Below are 20,587 nucleotides of genomic sequence, written 5' to 3' on the forward strand. Positions count from 1 at the left end.
AAGCGACACATGCCCATCAAAATCCATCTGGACATGCTGCTCGTCCAGCGCAAGGTCAAATCCAAGGACCTGGCCCAGGCCATCGGCATCACCGAGCAAAACCTGTCGCTGCTGAAGCAAGGCAAGGTCAAGGGCTTCCGGCTCTCCACCCTGGAGGCGATCTGTCTGTATCTGGACTGCCAGCCGGGCGACTTGCTGCAGCTGGTGCCGGCCGAGCCGGACGCGGTCGGCAACGGCGAGTAAGCCGGCTTAACCATGCCCCAAGCGATTCACGTCCATGCCGCCCGCCAGGCCGGGCCGCTGCTCTTGCGCCGCTTCGACAGCCCGCTCGGCGCCATGATCGCCTGCGCCAGCCAGGATGGCCTGTGCCTGCTGGAGTTCACCGACCGGCCCATCGTGGACGCGGAGCTGGCGGCGCTGCGCCGCCTGCTGTCCGCCGAGATCACCGACGGCGACAGCCCGCTATTGCGCCAGGCCGAACGCGAGATCGGCGAGTACTTCGCCGGCTCGCGCCGCGATTTCGACGTGGCGCTGCACCTGCCCGGCACCGCCTTCCAGCAGGCGGTCTGGCGATTGCTGCTGAGCGTGCCCTACGGCCGCACCCGCAGCTATCAGGAACAGGCCGCAAGGCTGGGCCGCCCGCAATCCGTCCGCGCCGTGGCCGCCGCCAACGGCGCCAACCGCCTCTCCATCATCGTCCCCTGCCACCGCGTGCTGGGCAAAGACGGCGCGCTCACCGGCTACGGCGGGGGGCTGGAGCGCAAGGCCTGGCTCCTGGCGCACGAGCGCGAGCGCATCCGCCCACGCCTTGCACACCCTTAGAACCTGTTCAAAGTCTGCCGCGCTTCAGCGATTCGACGTTGAAAACACCTTCGAAATGCTCATGTACCACGCGTACATTCCGCTTCCTCAGCTGTTTTCGCCTTGTCTCGCCCTTGCTCGCGAGACTTTGAACAGGCTCGGAGAGCCTGCTCAGGGTCCGCTGTACTTCCGCGGGATTGTAGACAAGGGCGTTGAAGCCGCGTCTTAATTCCCAAGCCCAGGAACTATGCGGCGCGCCCAATGAACTAACTATCGCCAAAGCATGATTGATTGACGGAAGCCATAGAGCTGATTGAAATTGCTCAATGGCTTCCCGCGGCAAGCTTCACTAAGCTGATCCCAGCAAGTCATTGAACACCTTGACCTAAGGAGTCTGTCATGAGCAGCGCGTCCAAGTGCCCGTTCCATCACGCCACCGGCAATCCGGCCGTGGTCAACGCCCAATCCAACCGCGACTGGTGGCCCAACCAGCTCAACCTCAACATCCTGCACCAGCACGCCCCGGCCTCCAATCCGCTGGACCCGGACTTCGACTACCCCGCCGCCTTCCAACAGCTGGACTACCCCACGCTGAAAAACGACCTCAAGGCGCTGATGACCACCTCTCAGGACTGGTGGCCGGCCGACTGGGGCCATTACGGCGGCCTGTTCATCCGCATGGCCTGGCACGACGCCGGCACCTACCGCACCGCCGACGGCCGCGGCGGCGGCGGCACCGGCAATCAGCGCTTCGCTCCGCTCAACAGCTGGCCGGACAACGGCAATCTGGACAAGGCGCGTCGTCTGCTGTGGCCGATCAAGCAAAAATACGGCAAGCAGATTTCCTGGGCCGACCTGATGATCCTGGCCGGCAACGTGGCGCTGGAATCCATGGGCTTCAAAACCTTTGGTTTCGGCGGCGGCCGTCAGGACATCTGGCAGCCGGAGGAAGACGTTTACTGGGGCGCGGAAACCAAATGGCTGGCCACCAGCGCCGAGGCCAACAGCCGCTACTCCGGCGACCGCCAGCTGGACAACCCGCTGGCCGCGGTGCAGATGGGCTTGATCTACGTGAACCCGGAAGGCCCGGACGGCAACCCGGACCCGCTGGCTTCCGGCCGCGACGTGCGCGAAACCTTCGCCCGCATGGCGATGAACGATGAAGAAACCGTGGCCCTGGTGGCCGGCGGCCATACCTTCGGCAAAGCCCACGGCGCCGGCGATCCGGCCTTGGTGGGCCCGGAGCCGGAAGCCGCGCCGCTGGAAGCGCAAGGCCTGGGCTGGATCAACCGCTTGGGCGACGGCAAGGGCGAATACACCACCACCAGCGGCATCGAGGGCGCGTGGAAACCCAATCCGACGCAGTGGGACAACGGCTATTTCGACACCTTGTTCGGCTACGACTGGGAACTGACCAAGAGCCCGGCCGGCGCCCATCAGTGGGTGGCCAAGAACGTCAAACCGGAACACCTGATCCCGGACGCTCACAACCCGGCGAAGAAACACCCGCCGATGATGACCACTGCCGATCTGTCGCTGCGCTTCGACCCGATCTACGAGCCCATCGCCCGCCGCTTCCATCAAAACCCGGCCGCCTTCGCCGACGCCTTCGCCCGCGCCTGGTTCAAGCTGACCCACCGCGATATGGGGCCCAAGGCCCGCTACCTGGGGCCGGAAGTGCCGGCCGAAGACCTGATCTGGCAAGACCCGCTGCCGGCGGCCTGTCAACCGCTGATCAACGACGCGGACATCGCCGCGCTCAAGGCCAAAGTGTTGGCCTCCGGCCTGTCGGTCAGCGAACTGGTGTCCACCGCCTGGGCCTCCGCCTCCAGCTTCCGCGGATCGGACAAGCGCGGCGGCGCCAACGGCGCCCGCATCCGCCTGGCCCCGCAAAAAGACTGGGCGGTGAACCAGCCGGCGCAATTGGCCCGCGTGCTGAAAGCGCTGGAAGCCATCCGCCAGGACTTCAACGCCGCGCAGAGCGGCGGCAAGCAAGTGTCGCTGGCCGACCTGATCGTACTGGCCGGCGGCGCGGCGGTGGAAGCGGCCGCCCAGGCCGGCGGCCACAAGGTCAGCGTGCCGTTTGCGCCGGGCCGGACCGACGCCAGCCAGGAACAGACCGATGTGGAATCCTTCAGCGTGCTGGAGCCGCAGGCGGACGGTTTCCGCAATTATCAGAAACAGGCTTATTCCTTGCCCGCGGAGGCGCTGCTGGTGGACAAAGCCCAGCTGCTGACGCTGAGCGCGCCGGAAATGACCGTGCTGGTGGGCGGCCTGCGCGTGCTGGGCGCCAATGCGGATCAAGCGCCGCACGGCGTGTTCACCGCTCGTCCGGGCGTATTGAGCAACGACTTCTTCGTCAACCTGCTCGATATGAACGTGGCCTGGCAGCCGGCTTCCAGCGCCAATGAGCTGTACGAAGGCCGCGACCGCAAAACCGGCGCGCTCAAGTGGACCGGCAGCCGGGTGGACCTGGTGTTCGGCTCCAACTCGCAGCTGCGGGCGCTGGCCGAGGTCTACGCTCAAAACGATGCGCAGCAGAAGTTTGTCCGCGACTTCGTCGCCGCCTGGAACAAGGTGATGAATCTGGACCGCTTCGATCTGAAATAAGCGCGGCTCGTCCCTGCAAGCAACGCGCGGTCTCTGGGCCGCGCGTTTTTTTGCGCCGCGCTCAGCAAGGACTGTGCGCGCAAAAAAAACGAAACGCCGGTCAAGGCGCTTCGTTTCGTGGTTCCGGCGTCGGATCAGGCTTTAGGATGCGATCTTGGCGCAGGCTTCCTGCCGCCAGATCACCGAAGCCAGCTTCATCCGCTTGTCGAACAGCAGCTTGTACTGACAAGCCCGAGCTTGCCCGCCGTCCTTGGGGCTCAGATTCAGCACATAATCCCACTCCCGCACATCGATCATCCCTTCGGCGAAATGCGGGCGGCCGATCAGGCCGTAAACCTGTTCCTTGCTCAGGCCCGGCTGCACCTTGGCCAGATTGTCCGGATTGGGCACGCTGCCTTCCGGCTGCCAGCGGTTGTCTTCAATGCCGGGCCAGACCGGACTGGCCTGTTCGGCCAGACGGCCGTCGTCGGTGATCTTGCTCAGGCGGCTGCTGCCGCAACCCATCAAGGCCGCGCCGGCGGCCGCCAGCAGCAGGCAGCGGAAAGCGCCGCCGAATATCGCTTGTTTCATCATCTCTCTCATTCACTATCAGCTGATTGATCTTGCCTGCCGCTTACCACTGAAAGCCCGCGCCCAGGCTGGCGCCGCCCTGACCGCGGGTATTGGTGGAGCCGGAGAACTTCACCACCCAGCGGCCGTTGTCGGACAGCGAGGACAAGCCCACCGCGATGGCGGACTCGCCGCCGGTGGTGGCCGTGGCCACGGCCAACATGCTCTTGCCGGGCAGGAATGCCTGCGGCAGGCCGGCCATCGCCATCGCGCCGGCCGCCGCGCCCAGCGCGTCGCGGCGCGTATCGGACAGATCGGACCTGAGCTGCTTGAATTGCTGCTGATTGTTGAAGTTGGCCGCATTCAGCTGGTCCACGTTCACCGCGTCCGTGCCCTGCGCGCCCGCCGCCACATTGTGGATGGTCACCGGCCTGCCGCCGTCCCCGCCCACCAGGGTGACGTCGTTGCCGGCGCTTGTCGTCGTCGTCCGGCCGCTGGGATCGGAATACTGCACCGGCCCGCTTTTCTGCAGCCGGTCGATCGCATCGCCGACATTGTTCACGGTATTGCCGTAAACGGTGTAGTTCGGACCGTTCACCGCGCCGGTCTGAGCGTTGTAGGACGCGCCGCCGCCCAAGGCCGCCGCGGTTCCGGCGCCGGCGTTGTCCACCTTGGCGCTCACCCGCTGCACCGCCTGGTTGGTCGCGTTCAGCTGGCTGCCGTTCACCGCGTCGGTGCTGGTCCCGCTCACCCGGCCGGCGGCGACATTGCTGATTTGACGCTCATTGCCCGCGCTGCCCACGCTCACCACGCTGGAAGGGGCCGCGCCGGCGTAGCTGTAGGTTACGCCGTCCACCACGCCGCTGGCGGTGGGATTGGCCGCCGCGGTCCGGCTGTTGGCGCCCAAGGCGACGTCGTTGACGTTGCTGGCCTGAGCGTTGCTGCCCAGCGCCAGCGCATTGTTGGCGTTGGCGGCGGCATTGTCGCCCACCGCCACCGCATTGCTGGCATTGGTGTTGGAACCGGCATGATTGCCGATGGCCACATTATTGCTGCCGGACACATTCTGGCCGGCCTGGTTGCCGGCGGCGAAATTGCCGCTGCCGGTCACGCCGCGCCCGGCATAGCTGCCCACCGCGGTATTGTTGTCCCCCGTGACATTGCTGCCGGCATTCGCGCCGTTGGCGGTATTGTTGCTGCCCTTGATGTTCCAGCCGGAGAAGGTGCCGCTGCTGGTGTTGTAGCTGCCGGAGACGTTGCGGTTGGAGTTGTTGCCCAGGCCGGCGTTGAAATCGCCCTGAATGTCTTGGGCCGCATTGGCCCCGCTGCCGGTGTTGCCGGTGCCGGTGACGTTGCGGATGGTGTTGATGCCGGTGCCCACGTTGGCGTCGCCGGTCACGTTGTAGCCGGAGTCGTTGCCCATGAAAGCGTTATTGTTGCCCTGCACATTGGTGCCCGCGTTCTGACCGATCGAGGTGTTGTAACTCCCCGTCACATTCACGCCGGCGGCGGCGCCAAAGGCCGAGTTGTTGGTGCCGTTCATATTGCTGCCGGCGCCCACGCCATAGATGGAGTTATTGCTGTTGCTCGCCACCGCCGGGTCCACCGAACCCGCGCCGTAGACATTATTGCTGCCGACGCTGGAGATCGTGTCGGCGCTCGCCAAGGCGGACCAGGAACAGGCCACGGCCAGGCTCACTGCGCTCAAGGCCAGGGAGGGCGAGGACAAACGCTTTGCTTCAGATGCTTTATTACTCATTTCACAGACCACATTCTTCAGATTGATGGAATTCACTTAAGGCAAGTCTTTGCAGGCAAGCCCGCCGCCGGCTCCAGGCTTAGGGCGGGATAAACGCGAAGACGCGCATTCCCGCCGAAAACCCATGGCCGGCCGCGGTTCGGTCCAGGGGCGCGACGCGGCTCCGCCGGCGGCGCTGGCTTGTCACTGCATTCAGGCACTCCGCTCGCGACACGCCGCGCTCGAACAGGGCAAGCTCTTGCAAACCCTTATTCGGCGCGGCGGGGCTACGCTATGCCTTTGATTTTTATGAATCCTAACATTCTGTTAATATCTGTGAAAATTGAAATAATTGAATCGATTAATTCGTTTTATCTATCAATACGCATGATTGATAGATAAAATTCAAATAGGATATCAACGGCTTACACGCCGCGTTTCCGGAGCCGGCGCCAAAACCATCCAGCCCCAGCGCGCTCGCCGCGCCGCGTCTCACAAAGCGCAGCGGACTTTGAACAGCTTCTGAGATAATTCCGTTCTTGCCACCCTCATCCGAGCCATGTCCATCCGCCCGTCTGCACCGCCCATCCGCCGGCTGAGCCCGCGCGACATCCCCGCCAACTGGCTGGACGCCTTCCAGCGCCGTCAGGATGTTGATCTGGTCTATCGCGCCGGAACCGATGGCCGGCAATGCGTGGCCGAGCCCTTCATCGACGACTGGTCCCCAGCGGAACGACGCGAGCTGACGCGGGAACTGGCGCGCATCGCCGCCGACGGCGCGGTGTTGGCGCTGGACATGGACGGCGGCCTGGCCGGCTTCGCCGCCATCAACCCGCAAGCGCTGGGCCCGGACGGCGGCTACCGGCAATTGAAAGAACTGCAAGTGGACCGCCGCTGGCGCGGCCGAGGGCTGGGGCGCGCGTTGCTGGCGGCGGCAGCCGACGCCGGCCAGGCGCTGGGCGCGGACGCGCTCTACATCTCCTCGCACTCCGCCGTTGAAACCGTCGACTTCTACGAAGCCTGCGGCTGCGCGCCCGCTCGCTGGCCGTACGCGCCGCAACTGGCGCTGGAGCCTTTCGATTGTCAGCTGGAATTGGCGCTGAGCGCGCAGACTGTTGATTTTACTTAGCTATCCGCTTAGAATTTTGACCTGCTCATCTTGATGAGCGCCCTTCTTTCATCCTCGCAAAGGCTTTGCATGTTGGAGATTGCAGCAATCCGATAACGCCGCCCGGTTTCCCGGCTGGCCGTTATCAAAATGCCCCTGAGCTGGTAGCGCCCGCATCGCGGCGGCTGCCCGTTTTCGCATTTGATTGCCGAACGATCATCCAATATGAATATCTCCAAGCCGGAGCAAAGGACGTTGCACGTCCTGGCCAAAGGCGGCCGCATCGCGCACCTGCGCGACGACGCGGGCCGTATCTTCACCGTGGAATGCTATACCCGTGAAGGGTATCTGCTGTCCGACTGCACCCTGCTCGTGTTCCAGAAGCTCAGGACCAAACGCCTGATCAGCTCCAAGAACGGCCAGCCTTACCAAATCAATAAGGCCGGCCTGCGCGCCGTGCGCGGCCAACTCGACAACCAATGACCACCGCCGCCGCGCAGCCGCGCAAAAGCGGCGGCCGCGCTGGCGCGCCAGGAGAACGCTATGACTCTCATGCTGAGAAACGAACAAGACCGCGACATCGACGCCATTTTCGAACTGACCCGGGCCGCCTTCCTCGCCGAAGAACACTCCAGCCACACCGAGCACTTCATCGTCAACGCGCTGCGCCGCAGCGGCCAGCTCACGCTTTCCATCGTGGCGCTGGACGGCGAACGTCTGCTGGGCCACATCGCCGCCTCGCCGGTGCTCGTCTCCTCCGGCGCCGCCGGCTGGCACGGCATCGGCCCGCTGTCCGTGCATCCGGAGCGACAGGGCCAGGGCATAGGCAGCCTGCTGATGAAACAGGCGCTGGCCGCGCTGCGCGAGCTGGGCGCGTCGGGCTGCGTGGTGTTGGGCGATCCCGGCTACTACGCGCGCTTCGGCTTCCAAGCGCGGCCAGGCCTGATTTTGCCGGGTGTGCCGGCCGAATACTTCATGGCGCAAAGCTTGGGCGCGCCGCTGCCTTCCGGCAGCGTCAGCTACCCTCCGGCGTTTGAAGCCACGGCCTAAACGGTTTAGCGAGCCGGTCCGCGCCGCTGCGGCGGCCGGGCTGGCTGGGACCGCGCCCGCCGCAGGGTTCTGAAACCAAGCCCGACACTGCGGCTTGATGGCTTATTATCAATTTAATTGTTTCAAAAATGATTTAATGTCAATTAAATAATTGTCATAAATGACAGTATCGCCCACTCTCATGGCTAGACAAGAATCTACCCGCTTACTTAATAAGCAAATTGTTTAGCCGAAATGGCTGCTTAGAGCCCGGTCAAAACCTAGCGAGCAAGGGCGAGACAAGATGAAAACGGCGGAGCGAGAAGCGCGACTCGCCGTGCAACGCCTCACGACGCACAGCGGGCTTTGAATAGGCTCTTCCACAAGAAAGGGCGATTCCATGGCTTACCTCCCGGACAATGAACACTCCTCCCCGCTCGCCGCGCAGCTGAACCGACGCCAGCTCTTGCTGGGCGCGAGCGCGGGCGCCGCCGGCCTGATGCTGCCGGCGCCCGCCTCCGCCTTCCTCGGCTCAAGCGCTTTCCAGCTGGCCAAATACCAGCGGCTGATTCCCGAACTGTTCCAGCCCGTGCCGCGTCCGCCCGCCTACACCCCCAATCTGGTGATAGGCTCCGGCTTTGGCGGCGCCATCTCAGCGCTGCGTCTGGCCCAGGCCGGTCAGCAGGTCACGGTGCTGGAACGCGGTCACCGCTGGCCCAAGGGCCCGAAACGCGACATCTTCTCCAACGACACCTTCCCGGACGGACGCGCGTTCTGGCATCGCCGCCAGGCCAAGATGCTGATAGGCGTGAACAAGTATTTCGACTCCTTCGGCGGAGTGCTGGATTCAACCGATTACCCGAATATGAACGTCTGGCGCGGCGCCTGCGTCGGCGGCGGATCGGTGGTGTTCACCGGGGTGATGATTCAGCCGGAACAGCGTTATTTCGAAGCCCTGTTCGGCCATTGGGTCAGCTATGCGGAAATGAACCAGACCTACTACCCCAGAGTCCGGCAAATGCTGCGCTTGGACGCCATGCCGACGGACATCTACAGCAGCATCCCCTTCCACCATTCCCGCGTCTGGGACGCCCAGGTGCGCAAGGCCGGCTACACCACCACGGCCAACGACTCCATCTTCAACTGGGACGTGATCCGCCAAGAACTGCGCACGCAATCCTGGCCCTCCGCCACCATGGGCATGTCCAACCACGGCAACTCCAACGGCGCCAAATTCGACCTCAACCAGAACTACCTGGCCCAGGCGCAGGCCACCGGCCGCGCCGCGATCTATCCCGGCCACGAGGTGCTCAGCATCGCCTGGGACGGCAGCCGCTACGAGGTCGACGTGGTCAAACGCGCGCCCGACGGCCGGCAACTGGACCGCTACCGGCTCAACTGCGACCGGCTCTTTCTCGCCGCCGGCTCCATCGGCAGCTCGGAACTGCTGGTCAAGGCGCGGGCGCAGGGCACTTTGCGCAATCTCAACGAACACATAGGCCAAGGCTGGGGCAGCAACGGCGACACCATCGTCACGCGCAGCTTCAGCACGATATCGCTGGCCACCCAAGGCACGCCCAGCGCCTCCCGCATCCACGACTCGAACAGCGGGCTGCCGCTCACCCTGGAAAACTGGTACGTGCCGGGCTTGCCGCTGGACCTGACCACGGTGATCGGTTCGCTGGGCATGGCCTTCGATCAAAGCAATCGCGGGCACTTCAGCTATAACCCGACCACCGACCGCGTGGAGCTGAACTGGCCGAAGAACGGCAACCGCGACAGCGTGGCCGCGGCCAAAACAGTGAACGATAAAATCGCCGCGGCCACCGGCACCGTCCCGGGCTTTCCAGGAATCATAGCCGGCGTCACCGGCATGAACTGGACCGCGCATCCGCTGGGCGGCGCGGTGATAGGCAAGGCCACCGACGCCTGGGGCCGCGTCATCGGCCATCCCGGCCTGTACGTGATGGACGGCGCGCTGCTCCCCGGCAGCGCCGGCGCGGTCAACCCCTCCTTGACCATCTCAGCGTTGGCCGAGCGCAATATCGAGCACATCATCAAAAACGGCAAGTAAGGCCCGCCGCCGCCAAGCCATGGCGGCGGCCGCGTCTCACAAGGCCGTTCTTTGCAGCAAGCGCGCGCTGCCCTCGCGCGAGGCCCCCAGCGCGCGCTCGGCTCGACGCCGCATGTCCCGCTCCCAAACGCGCAGCGCCGCCGCCGCCTCGGCCGCCGTGCCCGCCGGCGCCAAAGCCCGCGCCAGTTCCGCGCCGTCGCAGAGCGCGGTATTGGCACCCAGCCCGCCGGCCGGGCTCATCGCGTGCGCCGCGTCGCCCAGCAAGGCCACCCGCTCGCCCCGCCAGGCCGGCACCTCGGCCGCCATGCGGATGGCGCGCGCGCCCAGGCACTGCGGATCGCCATGCGCGAAAACGGCCTGCAAACGCGGATGCCAGCCGCGCGTCGCCTGTAGCACCCGCGCCCGCAGCGCGTCGCCGCTCAAGCGCTCCGCCGGCAGCGCGCCGCCCAAATCCTCGGCCCGCGCCACGCAGGCCCAATACCAGTAATCCGGCAACGGGCTCAGCGCCGCTTCCGGCGCCAGCCGCCGCGCCAACTCCGGCAAGGGCGCGCGAAAACGCATCGCCTCGATGACCGCCGTCAGACCGTCGCCGAACACCACGCACACGCCCTGACCCAACTCCGGCGTCAACGCCTCGGACGGCAGCGCGTCCCGCGGCGTAAGGCCGTAAAGCACCACCGCGCCCTCGTCCGCCGGATCTCCGTCCGGCGCCAGCTGCCGGCGCACCGTCGACGCCACCCCGTCCGCGGCGATCAGCACATCCACCTCGAACTCAGGCCGGTCCTGGAAATCCAGCAAGAAGCCGCCGGACGTCTCCCTGAAACCGCGCAGCGCGTGCCCCCAACGGATCCGGTCCTCCAGGCCGCTGCTCAGGATTTCCCGCAGTGTCTGGCGGTTGGCGCTGAGATCGCGCTCCGCCGCGTCCTCGTCCTGCGCCGACGGCCGCCAATGCGCCGGCTTGCGTTCCGACCAGGCGCGCAGTTGCGGATCGACGAAACAATCGTCGCCGCCCAGCGAGCAGCTTTGCCGGAACAACTCGAACAGCCGCGGTGTCAAGACCTGCCGCAAGGCCTGCTGACCATCGCCGTCGATGCGCAGCCGATAACCCTGCCAGCGGCTGTCGGCGGCCTGGTCGCGTTCAAACAGCGTGGCGGCGACGCCGGCGCGCGCCAGGCCCTGGGCCAGGCACAGCCCGCCCAGGCCGGCGCCGACGATGCCAATGCGTAGAGATTGCATAGCTTGTCCTTTGCTCATCAGGAGGAAACCCGGTCAGGACCGCCGCCGCACCGGCGGCCATCCCGACCCTTGCCGACGATTGTGCGCGCCTCCGCCAAAGCTGCTATAACGCTGTTTTGCCAACAAATGGTGAAAAATGGCCAAGATCGACGTCACGCCGCCGGAAGACGCGCCGGACCTCAGCGAATGGACCGGCGGCCCGCCGCTGATCGCCGTCCCCGGCAACGACCGGGAAGACAGCGATTACCGGCTGGGCAGCCGCGAATACGACTGGCACAGCCATGCGCGCGGACAGCTGCTATGCGTGGAAACCGGCCTGATCCAGATCCGCACCCCGCGCGGCGCCTGGGTCCTGCCGCCGCACCGCGCCGGCTGGATTCCGCCCGTCGTCCCGCACCGGGTGCGCGTCAGCGGCGCGCTGACCGGCTGGAGCCTGCTGCTGAGCCCGGACTGGAGCCGGACGCTTAATCCGCAGCCGCAGGTGCTGGCGATCACCGAACTGATGCGCGCCGCGGTGCGCCGCGCGGTGGCCTGGACGGATTACGCGCAATGGCGGCCGGAGCAGGAACGCATCGCCGCGGTGCTGCTGGACGAGTTGCGGCAAGCGCCGCATCAGGCGCTCTGCTTGCCGATATCGGAGCATCCGCGCATCGCGGAGCTGGCCCATCGCCTGCTGACCGGGCCGGCCGGCCAACACGCGCTGGCCGACTGCGCGGACGCGACGGCGATGTCGCCGCGCACCCTGCGCCGCCACATCCAGGCGCATACCGGCATGAGTTTTGGACAATGGCGGCAGCAGGCGCTGTTGATACGCGGCATGGAAATGCTGGCGCGCGGCGTCGCCGTGGCCGAGGTGGCCGACGACTTGGGCTATGCCTCGCCCAGCAACTTCATCGCGATGTTCCGGCGCGCCTTCGGCGACTCGCCGGCGCACTTTTTCGCGCGCCAGGGGCTGGCCTAATGGGGAGATATGCGACCGACACCCCATGCTGCCCGCGCTTGGGAACCATAAGCCGACCGTACGCAAAACTCTACGCAAACTCGGCTCATGGCAAACAGAAACGGCGGGAATTCACCCGCCGTGTACGATAGCGCCTCAGCTAGCCTTGCCTGCCGGAATCTGCTGGGTTATGCAGTGAATATTGCCGCCGCCAAGTAGTACCTCGCGTGCCGGGACGCCGACAATTCGGTACTCAGGGAAGATCTCCTGCAGCCGGCTGGCTGCCGCGGCATCGGTACGCTCATCGAGCAGCGGGAAAATAATCTGTCCGTTGCTGATCAGGAAATTGACATAAGAAGCGGCCATGCGCTCGCCAACCTCACGCGGCACTGCCTGCCCACTCGCCACCACGCCAGCCGTTTCATCCTGCTCATAGAACAAGGGGCCCGGAGCCAGCATCTTGTGGATCTTGAGCTGGCGGCCCTTGGCGTCGCGCGCTTTGGACAGCGCTTCGTAGGCGGCCTGCGAACGCGGATACTGCGGATCCTGCTCATCGTCGACCCAGTGCAGCACAACCTCCCCTGGACGGGCAAAGCAGCACATATTGTCGATGTGACCGTCGGTTTCATCCATGAACACGCCTTCCGGCAGCCAGATGAAGTGCGTCACATTCAGATACTCGGAAAGCAAGGCCTCAATCTGGGTTTGGGACAAATCCGGATTGCGATTGGGATTGAGCAGACATTCCGCGGTGGTGAGCAGCGTACCTTCACCATCGACATGAATCGAGCCGCCTTCCAGCACCAGCGGAGCCAGGTAGCGGTCAAAGCCATGGTGGGCCAACACCTGGCTCGCAACTTCACTATCCTGATCCCAAGGATGGTACAGCCCGCCATTGAAGCCGCCCCAGGCATTGAACTTCCAGTCCACGCCACGCAGATGGCCCGCCTGATCAATCACCATGGTCGGTCCGCTGTCGCGCATCCAGCAGTCATCGCTATTCATTGCCACCAGGGAGACTTCGGACGGCATGACGGCGCGCGCCTGTGACATGAACGGTTCCGGCACGGCCATAAACACAGGCGTGGCCGCCGAAATGGCTTTGGCGATGGCGGCAAAGGTCTGTTGCGCCTCGCGTCCGGCATGACGCCAGTTATCCGGGCGCTGCGGCCAGATCATCCATACCGCCTGATGCTCTGCCCACTCGGCCGGCATGTGAAAACCATCGGCGGCAGGTAGACTGTTATTGTGCGTTTTACTGTTCATTTTGATCACCATCGACTTGATAAATGCCATCAGAAGTATTCAATAGATCGTGCAGTTGCGGATGACAGACTCGGCACGTCTCCCGATCTGCGCGATATGGAAGCTCGACCAATGCACATTCGCCGGGCGGATCAGCCTTCTCGAACGGCAGATTTCCTCTGCCATGAACGACGAAGTGATTGACAGACGCAGTCTATGGAGAGCCAAACTATTCAGCAAATGAACAATACGAATACTTTCATAAATACGGTGAATAGTGTGAAACTGCATCAACTGGATCTGAACCTGCTGCTGGCACTGGATGCCCTGATCAGTCTGCGCAGTGTCACACGGGCGGCAGAGAAGCTGTTTGTCAGCCAGCCTGCGATGAGCCACTCGCTCAATCGCTTGCGGACATTCTTCGACGACCCGCTGCTGGTGCGCTCGCCGCATGGCATGCTGCCGACACAAAAAGCGCTCTATCTGCAACAGGGCGTCCATCAGGCGCTCAGCCTGCTGCAAAGCCATTTCAGCCAGCCGGAGGCCTTTGACCCGGCAACATCGGTGCGTCGCTTCACCCTGTGCACCACGGATTATGTAGAGTGCGTGCTGATTCCGCCCCTGGTGAAAAAACTGGCGGAGGCCGCGCCTAACGTTCATATCGACATCACCATCCTGCGGGAAGACATTCCGGAACTGGCGCTTGCCGACGGTGAAATCGACTTCCTGCTGGGTTTTGACGAATACATGTCCATCCCCAGCTATCTGTGCCGGGAAACCTGGCTGAAGGAGCCGCTGATCGGCATCTTGCGCCATGACCACCCTCTCCAGAGCGATAGGCTGACACTACCGGATCTGATTGCCTTGCCGCATGTCTTCCACGCGCCGCTAGGCAATCAGGAGTCGCCAATGGATGATTTTCTTGCCGAGCGCGGCTTGCAACGCAAGATTTCGGTGCACAGCCAAAGCTATATGGCTGCAGCCGCCATTGTCAGCAACACCGATCATTTGTTTATCCTGCCTAAGAAAGTAGCGGCGATGATAGCGGGCTACTGGCCGTTGAAAATGGTTGCGCTGCCGGAAGAACTGCCAGGCTATCACCTTAACTGCATCTGGCACCCAGTACAGGATAGTAATCCTGCGCTGCACTGGCTGCGCGATTTGATGCGCAAGCTCATCGAATCCGATGATGCGGCGCACAACATGACGCCGCCCCGGTATTCGCCGTATGAATAAGTACATCAAAATGAATCATTTTCCCGCATGACGCTATCTCTTGTAGATTAGCCGCCATATTGCAGAACAACCCATGCGTGCGCCGGCTACCGTGCGGCATGACCCGCCTGTGCATGCAGGAAACGGTCACCCCGATCGGGGTGAAATCCGTCTTATTAGTGGAGGTAGTAGCATGATCGAGGTGACCGAGCTATCCATTGCCGAGCTGCGCGCAGCGCTCGAATCCGGGCGTTCGACAGCGGTTGAACTGGTCAAGGCCTATCTGGCGCGGATAGAGGCCTACGATGGCCCCGCGACGGAGACTAGGCTCAATGCGGTGGTGGTGCGTAATCCGGATGCTATCAAGGAGGCCGAGGCGTCCGATGCCCGTCGCGCCCGTGGTGAAACACTGAGCCCGCTGGACGGCATCCCCTATACCGCCAAGGACAGCTATCTGGTGAAGGGGCTGACCGCCGCTTCAGGCAGCCCGGCGTTCAAGGATCTGGTCGCCCAACACGATGCCTTCACCATAGCGCGCCTGCGCGCAGCCGGCGCCATCTGCCTAGGCAAGACCAATATGCCGCCCATGGCCAATGGCGGCATGCAGCGCGGCTGCTACGGCCGCGCCGAAAGCCCCTACAACGCCAACTACCTGACCGCACCGTTTGCCTCCGGCTCTTCCAATGGCGCCGGCAGCGCTACGGCCGCCAGCTTCGCCGCCTTCGGCATGGCCGAGGAGACCTGGTCGAGCGGCCGCGGCCCGGCCTCGAACAATGGCCTGTGCGCCTATACACCGTCGCGCGGGGTCATCTCGGTACGCGGCAACTGGCCGTTGACACCGACCATGGACGTTGTCGTGCCGTACGCCCGCACCATGGCAGACTTGCTCGAAGTGCTCGACGTCATCGTCGCCGACGACTCGATTAGCCGTGGCGACCTATGGCGCCTGCAGTCCTGGGTGGAGATTCCCAAAGCCTCGGCGGTCCGGCCAGATTCCTATTCCGACCTGCTGGCTCAGCCCGAGATACTCAAAGGCAAGCGCTTTGGCATACCACGCATGTACATCAACAAGGACGAACTGGCCGGCACCAGCGAGGCGCCTGGCATTGGCGGCCCCACCGGACAGCGCATCCATACCCGCGCGTCGGTGATCGATCTCTGGGACGCGGCCCGTCAGGCACTGGAAGCCGCCGGAGCAGAAGTCATCGAAGTGGATTTTCCGCTGGTTTCCAACTGTGAAGGCGATCGTCCCGGCGCGCCCACCGTATTCAACCGCGGCATCGTCTCAGCCGAGTTCCTCAATGACGAGCTGTGGGAGCTGTCCGGTTGGGCCTTCGATGAGTTCCTGCGCGCCAACGGCGACCCCAAGCTCAACAAACTGGCTGACGTGGATGGTCCGAAGATCTTCCCGCACGATCCGGGCACCTTGCCAAACCGCGAAGGAGACCTGGCCGCCGGCATGGACGAGTACGTCAACATGGCCAAGCGGGGCCTCAAGTCCTATGACCGGATTGAAAGCGTGCCGGATGGTCTGCGTGGTCTGGAAAAGACCCGCAAGCTGGATCTGGAAGACTGGATGGATCAGCTAAAGCTGGACGCGGTGCTGTTTCCCACCGTGGCCGACGTCGGCCCGGCGGACGCGGACGTCAATCCGCGCTCCGCCGACATCGCCTGGAGCAACGGCGTCTGGGTAGCCAATGGCAACCTCGCCATCCGTCATCTTGGCGTCCCGACGGTTACCGTACCGATGGGGGTAATGGCTGATATCGGCATGCCGGTGGGGCTGACTTTTGCGGGGCGCGCCTATGATGACAACACCCTGCTGCGCTTCGCTGGCGCCTTTGAAGCCACCGGCAACAAGCGCCTGATCCCGCCGCGCACACCGCCGCTAGGTTGATGAGCACTCGCTAGGGCGGACCAGCACTGGTGTTCAGCCAGTAGCAGTAGCTTGGAAGCTATCATTGCTTTCCTTGAGGGGGATTACCGCCCTGGCCGAACCTTCGTCCATTAGAACCTGTTTACGATCTGCTGCGCGTCGGCGATACGGCGTTGAAACCGAGCTCAAAATGCTCATGTACCACGAGTACATTCCGCTTTTTCGCTCGTTTTCGCCTTGTCTCGCCTTAGCTCGCGAGATCGTAAACACATTCTTAGAGAGTGGCGCTGGACGACGACTTCAAAATAAGCACACCATAGCAACGACAAACCCGCCGTTCGGCGGGTTTGCATGGATAGCGATACGCAGTTCAGTGTTATAGGCACGGACCTTATCCCGATGCTTACGAACTCCCTCGTGCCTGTTGCACGCAGGAAAAACAAGAAGGGGGAATTGGTGGACCGAAGGAGGATCGAACTCCCGACCTCTGCATTGCGAACGCAGCGCTCTCCCAGCTGAGCTATCGGCCCAAATCGACAGCCATCATATGACAAGGGCCTTGCACTTGCCAAGCCCGACCCCTCGGCTCCCGGCCAAGCTGGCGCATCCTCGCCACAACTCGCCATTTCAATGGCATACCCCCACTCTGCAGGACTACACTGCTCCGGTCCATCCCAACATCATCGCCGGAGATTTCCATGCTGCGCATCCTGGGCCGCACCAGTTCCATCAATGTCCGCAAAGTGCTGTGGACCTGTCATGAAATCGGCATCGACTACCAACGCGAAGACTGGGGCCGCGGCTTCCAGCCGGCCAGCAGCCCGGAATTTCTGGCGCTCAACCCCAATGCGCTGATTCCGGCGGTGGTGGACGACGGCCTGGTGCTGTGGGAATCCAACACCATCTGCCGCTACCTGGCCGACTCGCGCCGGGCCAGCCACTTGCTGCCCACCGATCCGCGCAGCCGCGCCCAGGTGGAAAAGTGGATGGACTGGCAGGCCACCGAGCTGAACGGCTCCTGGGGCTACGCCTTCCACGGCCTCAGCCGCCACAGCCCGGAACATCAGGACCCGGCGCGGATCCAGGCCAGCATTCAACAGTGGGGCCACTATATGGCCATCCTGGACCGCCAACTGGCTTCGCAGGATACGCCCTATATCTGCGGCGACGATTTCACCCTGGCCGACATCGTGCTCGGCCTGTCCATCCATCGCTGGCAACTGACGCCTTTCGACAAGCCGGAACTGCCGCATGCGCACACCTATTATCAGCGCCTGATTCAACGGCCGGGGTTTGTGACGCATGGAAGTGTGGGTGTGGCTTAATTGTATTAAGCTTTTTTCAAATTATTCCAAGCAAATGGCGATATATGACTTCCCATATTACCCAAGCGTTGACAAATTTGTTAGGGAAAAACTCTGGTGCCCCCTTTTTATTTATCGGCTCTGGGTTTTCAAGACGATATATAGGCCTTGAACAATGGGATGAGCTCCTACGCAAATTTTGCACTTCCATTAAAGAGTTTGGCTATTACTCTTCGCAGCACAATCAAGACTTGCCAAGTGCAGCAAGTGAAATGTCAAAAGATTTTAATGAGGCTTGGTGGAAAGAAGACTGCTTCAGAACCTCAAGAGAAAAATTCTCCCAAGGCATAAATGGAGTCTCTTCCGCTTTAAAGCATGAAATAGCACATTACCTAAAAAACCTGAGTCACAACCAACCGAAGGATCAAAAACTAAGCCAAGAGCTAAAAGCGCTATCAAATATAAACGTCGACGGCATTATAACAACCAATTGGGATTTATTTTTAGAAGAACTATTTCCAGATTACAAAGTTTTTATTGGCCAAGAAGAGTTGCTTTTTTCAAACCCTCAGTCAATTGCTGAAATCTACAAAATACATGGCTGCTCTAGCCAACCAAACTCTCTCATCTTAACGAAAGAGGATTATGAAAGCTTTGATAAAAAAAACCCATACCTTGCTGCCAAACTAATAACCATATTCATTGAACATCCAATTATATTTATTGGATATTCAATTAGTGATAAAAATATTCAAAACATTATTTCCTCAATTGTAAACTGCCTTGGACAAGATAAGCTAGATGCATTCGGGAAGAACTTAATATTCATCCAAAGGTCAACAGACAACACCCCCTCTATACAACCATCCTTAATGGCAATTGGTGACTCTCGACTCAATATCACCGTAATAAAAACCAATGACTTTATTGACATATATGAGGCTATAGAAACAACAAAAAGGAAGATCCCTGCTAGAATATTAAGATACTGCAAAGAACAAATGTATGATTTGGTAAAATCAAGTGAACCAGAAAAGAGACTCGCACTCGTCGACATTGATGAAATTGAAAACAAGGAAGACGTCGAATTTGTAGTTGGTGTTGGCGTAGCATCAAAACAACAAGAGTTAGCCAAAACAGGATATAAAGGAGTATCAATTAATGACATATTCCTTGATATAATAAGAAAAGATAGCAAATTCAAACCAGATGACTTATTAAGAGAATCATACCCCTCCTTTGAAAAATTACCGAACAAATACATCCCTGGCTTTAGGTATTTACGGTCATGCAATATAAATTCATCAGATGAATTGAATCAATCAGAATTTTCACCCATTGGAAAACTACTCTTTAGACACAGCATAGAAAGCTATAGAACCAGTCAATATAAGAAATATTTTTCTTCTTATTTTCATGAAAAAAACACTAGAGAAATAATAGAATCAACATCTGCAGAAAAAGCAGCCATCTTGATCCCATTTCAAAAAACTGATCAAATAGACATCGAAACAGTAAAGCTTTTCATTTTAGAGAATGAAAATAAAATTTCCGCTTCTTCCTATGCAACTTATTTTAGAAAACTCATATGCTTTATTGATCTAATAGAGTATGGATTTAACTGAAAAAAAGCCCAGCAACGCCGGGCTTCTCCTCCTCTCTGGCTTACTTAAGCGTCAACGCTACCTTCCTCACCTTCCCCTCCAACTCAAAACTCGCCTCCACCGCGCGGTGGTAGTCGTGCTGGCCATCGACATGGGCGAACACGTCCAGGCGACGCAGACCCAACGCCAGCACGCGTTCCAGATGGTTGAAGAAGGCCACCCAAACGCCGCGCTGCTGCGCATTGGCGAAGTCGATGTCGCGGGCGATGCGACCGAGCAGGCCGGAGCCGACCAACAGCGGATTGTCCTTCAGCCATTGCAGCAGATGGGCGGCGTATTCGCGGCCGTCGGCGCAGGCCTGTGGATAAGAGTCGTAGCTGGGCTCGATCTGCCAGTAATGGGGATAAGTGCGGCCGGGGATGAAGCTGACGAAGGGCAACAGGGTTTCGACGGCTTCTCTTGATACGCCTTTATAGCGGCGGCGCGGGGGAAAATACGGATTACTCATGGCAGGACCTCCTTACTAGGGATTCCAGAACACCCCGTTTGCTTCAGGGTGGCGGGCACATGACAGGGTGAGCAAAACCGGTAGTAAGGACCGGCAGGCCATAGGCCTCCCCGCCATTGCCCGCCCTTGAAAAGGTCGTGCCAATGACGTTCGGACACCTCGCGAACGAGGTGTCTGGCCTTACTAAAATCGGGTTTGCTCTACCCAGTACCGCCATTGCGCGGCACAGGGCGGATTGTTGCCGCTGTGGCGGGTGGGGTCAAGAGCAGGAGGAAGCCTGGGGGTAGACTTCCTCAATCAGCAACGCAAGCCGGTGGGCGCATCGAAGCTTTCCATCTCTCCCAACGAGGCGATCAGCTGTTCCAAGCGAGCGGCGAATCGGTCCACGGCTTCGATGAAGTCATGGGACGATAGCGTATCGCTGGGCAAGTGTTTGACCAGCATGACGGCTCCGGTGCTGTCGTCAAACGCCAAGCTGCCCTCGCCGGCCTCGGCCAGCGTCAGATTAAGGGCCAGCGCTTGTTGCCAGAACCCGGCACTGCCGTTGGCGCTGAATTCACCCAGCATGCCGTACAGGATGAGACTGTCGGGCAGGCTGCGAATAGAGAGCATCAAGCGCTGGTCCAGCAGCAGGAAACACTGGCCGTGCGGGTCCAGCGTAAGTTCCATGCCGATGGCGCGGCCCAGGCTGTCTAGAAGTTCTGCATTTTTGTCCATAGAGATACCTTGTGAGCAAACCGGCAAGGGTCC

General features: G+C 61.3%; 18 protein-coding genes and 1 tRNA gene. 12 read left to right on the forward strand and 7 right to left on the reverse strand.

Annotated features, from left to right (window positions below; genetic code table 11):
• The first annotated feature begins 9 nt into the window (after positions 1 to 9).
• From QUG03_RS00105 to katG, 3 genes are all read left to right on the forward strand, one after another.
• Positions 10 to 243 (forward strand): helix-turn-helix domain-containing protein, encoded by a 234-nt coding sequence (locus QUG03_RS00105; protein ID WP_227105993.1) that lies wholly within the window; start codon positions 10 to 12, stop codon positions 241 to 243.
• 12 nt (positions 244 to 255) lie between these two features.
• A complete protein-coding gene (locus tag QUG03_RS00110; RefSeq protein ID WP_500819103.1) occupies positions 256 to 822 on the forward strand; it encodes a methylated-DNA--[protein]-cysteine S-methyltransferase in 567 nt (188 codons plus the stop codon).
• Positions 823 to 1,200: 378 nt separating this feature from the next.
• Complete coding sequence (gene katG, locus QUG03_RS00115; RefSeq protein ID WP_500819104.1) at positions 1,201 to 3,411, forward strand: catalase/peroxidase HPI; 2,211 nt, start codon at positions 1,201 to 1,203, stop codon at positions 3,409 to 3,411.
• 141 nt (positions 3,412 to 3,552) lie between these two features.
• Here katG and QUG03_RS00120 read toward each other — a convergent pair whose 3' ends face one another.
• Both QUG03_RS00120 and QUG03_RS00125 read right to left on the reverse strand, forming a co-directional pair.
• Positions 3,553 to 3,981, reverse strand: a complete 429-nt coding sequence (locus QUG03_RS00120) for an outer membrane protein assembly factor BamE (RefSeq protein WP_253314792.1) — start codon at positions 3,979 to 3,981, stop codon at positions 3,553 to 3,555.
• A gap of 43 nt (positions 3,982 to 4,024) precedes the next feature.
• Positions 4,025 to 5,689: a YadA family autotransporter adhesin gene (locus tag QUG03_RS00125; protein WP_500819105.1), complete on the reverse strand. Its 1,665-nt coding sequence runs from the start codon at positions 5,687 to 5,689 to the stop codon at positions 4,025 to 4,027.
• 568 nt (positions 5,690 to 6,257) lie between these two features.
• Here QUG03_RS00125 and QUG03_RS00130 point away from each other — a divergent pair.
• The 4 genes from QUG03_RS00130 (at position 6,258) to QUG03_RS00145 (ending at position 9,909) form a co-directional block, all read left to right on the forward strand.
• A complete protein-coding gene (locus QUG03_RS00130; RefSeq protein ID WP_500819106.1) occupies positions 6,258 to 6,827 on the forward strand; it encodes a GNAT family N-acetyltransferase in 570 nt (189 codons plus the stop codon).
• A gap of 204 nt (positions 6,828 to 7,031) precedes the next feature.
• Positions 7,032 to 7,289, forward strand: a complete 258-nt coding sequence (locus QUG03_RS00135; protein ID WP_107801397.1) for a YjhX family toxin — start codon at positions 7,032 to 7,034, stop codon at positions 7,287 to 7,289.
• Between the two features lie 60 nt (positions 7,290 to 7,349).
• Positions 7,350 to 7,856, forward strand: a complete 507-nt coding sequence (locus tag QUG03_RS00140; protein WP_488876790.1) for a GNAT family N-acetyltransferase — start codon at positions 7,350 to 7,352, stop codon at positions 7,854 to 7,856.
• 379 nt (positions 7,857 to 8,235) lie between these two features.
• Complete coding sequence (locus tag QUG03_RS00145) at positions 8,236 to 9,909, forward strand: GMC oxidoreductase (RefSeq protein WP_500819107.1); 1,674 nt, start codon at positions 8,236 to 8,238, stop codon at positions 9,907 to 9,909.
• 36 nt (positions 9,910 to 9,945) lie between these two features.
• On the opposite strand, the gene QUG03_RS00150 is transcribed toward QUG03_RS00145, so the two are convergent.
• Positions 9,946 to 11,145 carry an FAD-dependent oxidoreductase gene (locus QUG03_RS00150; protein WP_500819108.1) on the reverse strand — a complete coding sequence of 400 codons (1,200 nt, stop codon included), beginning with the start codon at positions 11,143 to 11,145 and terminating at the stop codon, positions 9,946 to 9,948.
• Between the two features lie 136 nt (positions 11,146 to 11,281).
• Here QUG03_RS00150 and QUG03_RS00155 point away from each other — a divergent pair, with 136 nt between their 5' ends.
• Positions 11,282 to 12,106 carry an AraC family transcriptional regulator gene (locus QUG03_RS00155; protein ID WP_500819109.1) on the forward strand — a complete coding sequence of 275 codons (825 nt, stop codon included), beginning with the start codon at positions 11,282 to 11,284 and terminating at the stop codon, positions 12,104 to 12,106.
• A 135-nt stretch (positions 12,107 to 12,241) separates the two neighbouring features.
• On the opposite strand, the gene aguA is transcribed toward QUG03_RS00155, so the two are convergent.
• On the reverse strand, positions 12,242 to 13,381 hold the full coding sequence (gene aguA, locus QUG03_RS00160; RefSeq protein WP_500819110.1) for an agmatine deiminase: 1,140 nt from the start codon (positions 13,379 to 13,381) through the stop codon (positions 12,242 to 12,244).
• A 228-nt stretch (positions 13,382 to 13,609) separates the two neighbouring features.
• On the opposite strand from aguA, the gene QUG03_RS00165 reads away from it, so the two are divergent.
• Both QUG03_RS00165 and QUG03_RS00170 read left to right on the forward strand, forming a co-directional pair.
• Complete coding sequence (locus tag QUG03_RS00165) at positions 13,610 to 14,566, forward strand: LysR family transcriptional regulator (RefSeq protein ID WP_500819111.1); 957 nt, start codon at positions 13,610 to 13,612, stop codon at positions 14,564 to 14,566.
• Positions 14,567 to 14,738: 172 nt separating this feature from the next.
• Entirely contained in the window at positions 14,739 to 16,442 is a 1,704-nt protein-coding gene (locus QUG03_RS00170) for an amidase (protein ID WP_500819112.1), read from the forward strand.
• 433 nt (positions 16,443 to 16,875) lie between these two features.
• On the opposite strand, the gene QUG03_RS00175 is transcribed toward QUG03_RS00170, so the two are convergent.
• Positions 16,876 to 16,951: transfer RNA gene (locus QUG03_RS00175), tRNA-Ala, on the reverse strand.
• 168 nt (positions 16,952 to 17,119) lie between these two features.
• Here QUG03_RS00175 and QUG03_RS00180 point away from each other — a divergent pair.
• Both QUG03_RS00180 and QUG03_RS00185 read left to right on the forward strand, forming a co-directional pair.
• Positions 17,120 to 17,746, forward strand: coding sequence for a glutathione S-transferase family protein (locus QUG03_RS00180; RefSeq protein WP_500819113.1), 627 nt, complete (start codon positions 17,120 to 17,122; stop codon positions 17,744 to 17,746).
• Between the two features lie 44 nt (positions 17,747 to 17,790).
• A complete protein-coding gene (locus QUG03_RS00185) occupies positions 17,791 to 19,350 on the forward strand; it encodes an SIR2 family protein (RefSeq protein WP_083860544.1) in 1,560 nt (519 codons plus the stop codon).
• 40 nt (positions 19,351 to 19,390) lie between these two features.
• Here QUG03_RS00185 and QUG03_RS00190 read toward each other — a convergent pair whose 3' ends face one another.
• A complete protein-coding gene (locus QUG03_RS00190; protein ID WP_500819114.1) occupies positions 19,391 to 19,837 on the reverse strand; it encodes a hypothetical protein in 447 nt (148 codons plus the stop codon).
• A 297-nt stretch (positions 19,838 to 20,134) separates the two neighbouring features.
• Entirely contained in the window at positions 20,135 to 20,554 is a 420-nt protein-coding gene (gene sicP, locus QUG03_RS00195) for a chaperone SicP (RefSeq protein ID WP_500819115.1), read from the reverse strand.
• Between the last annotated feature and the right edge of the window lie 33 nt (positions 20,555 to 20,587).

This window comes from Chromobacterium sp. CCUG 30098 (assembly GCF_059916605.1).

Excerpts from the sequence above, each read along its gene's own strand:
- QUG03_RS00185 (WP_083860544.1), top strand. The coding sequence starts at position 17,791 with ATGACTTCCCATATTACCCAAGCGTTGACAAATTTGTTAGGGAAAAAC.
- QUG03_RS00105 (WP_227105993.1), top strand. The coding sequence starts at position 10 with ATGCCCATCAAAATCCATCTGGACATGCTGCTCGTCCAGCGCAAGGTC.
- QUG03_RS00120 (WP_253314792.1), bottom strand. The coding sequence starts at position 3,981 with ATGAAACAAGCGATATTCGGCGGCGCTTTCCGCTGCCTGCTGCTGGCG.
- QUG03_RS00155 (WP_500819109.1), top strand. The coding sequence starts at position 11,282 with ATGGCCAAGATCGACGTCACGCCGCCGGAAGACGCGCCGGACCTCAGC.
- QUG03_RS00140 (WP_488876790.1), top strand. The coding sequence starts at position 7,350 with ATGACTCTCATGCTGAGAAACGAACAAGACCGCGACATCGACGCCATT.
- QUG03_RS00180 (WP_500819113.1), top strand. The coding sequence starts at position 17,120 with ATGCTGCGCATCCTGGGCCGCACCAGTTCCATCAATGTCCGCAAAGTG.
- QUG03_RS00145 (WP_500819107.1), top strand. The coding sequence starts at position 8,236 with ATGGCTTACCTCCCGGACAATGAACACTCCTCCCCGCTCGCCGCGCAG.
- aguA (WP_500819110.1), bottom strand. The coding sequence starts at position 13,381 with ATGGCATTTATCAAGTCGATGGTGATCAAAATGAACAGTAAAACGCAC.
- QUG03_RS00150 (WP_500819108.1), bottom strand. The coding sequence starts at position 11,145 with ATGCAATCTCTACGCATTGGCATCGTCGGCGCCGGCCTGGGCGGGCTG.
- QUG03_RS00130 (WP_500819106.1), top strand. The coding sequence starts at position 6,258 with ATGTCCATCCGCCCGTCTGCACCGCCCATCCGCCGGCTGAGCCCGCGC.
- QUG03_RS00190 (WP_500819114.1), bottom strand. The coding sequence starts at position 19,837 with ATGAGTAATCCGTATTTTCCCCCGCGCCGCCGCTATAAAGGCGTATCA.
- QUG03_RS00110 (WP_500819103.1), top strand. The coding sequence starts at position 256 with ATGCCCCAAGCGATTCACGTCCATGCCGCCCGCCAGGCCGGGCCGCTG.
- QUG03_RS00135 (WP_107801397.1), top strand. The coding sequence starts at position 7,032 with ATGAATATCTCCAAGCCGGAGCAAAGGACGTTGCACGTCCTGGCCAAA.
- QUG03_RS00170 (WP_500819112.1), top strand. The coding sequence starts at position 14,739 with ATGATCGAGGTGACCGAGCTATCCATTGCCGAGCTGCGCGCAGCGCTC.
- katG (WP_500819104.1), top strand. The coding sequence starts at position 1,201 with ATGAGCAGCGCGTCCAAGTGCCCGTTCCATCACGCCACCGGCAATCCG.
- sicP (WP_500819115.1), bottom strand. The coding sequence starts at position 20,554 with ATGGACAAAAATGCAGAACTTCTAGACAGCCTGGGCCGCGCCATCGGC.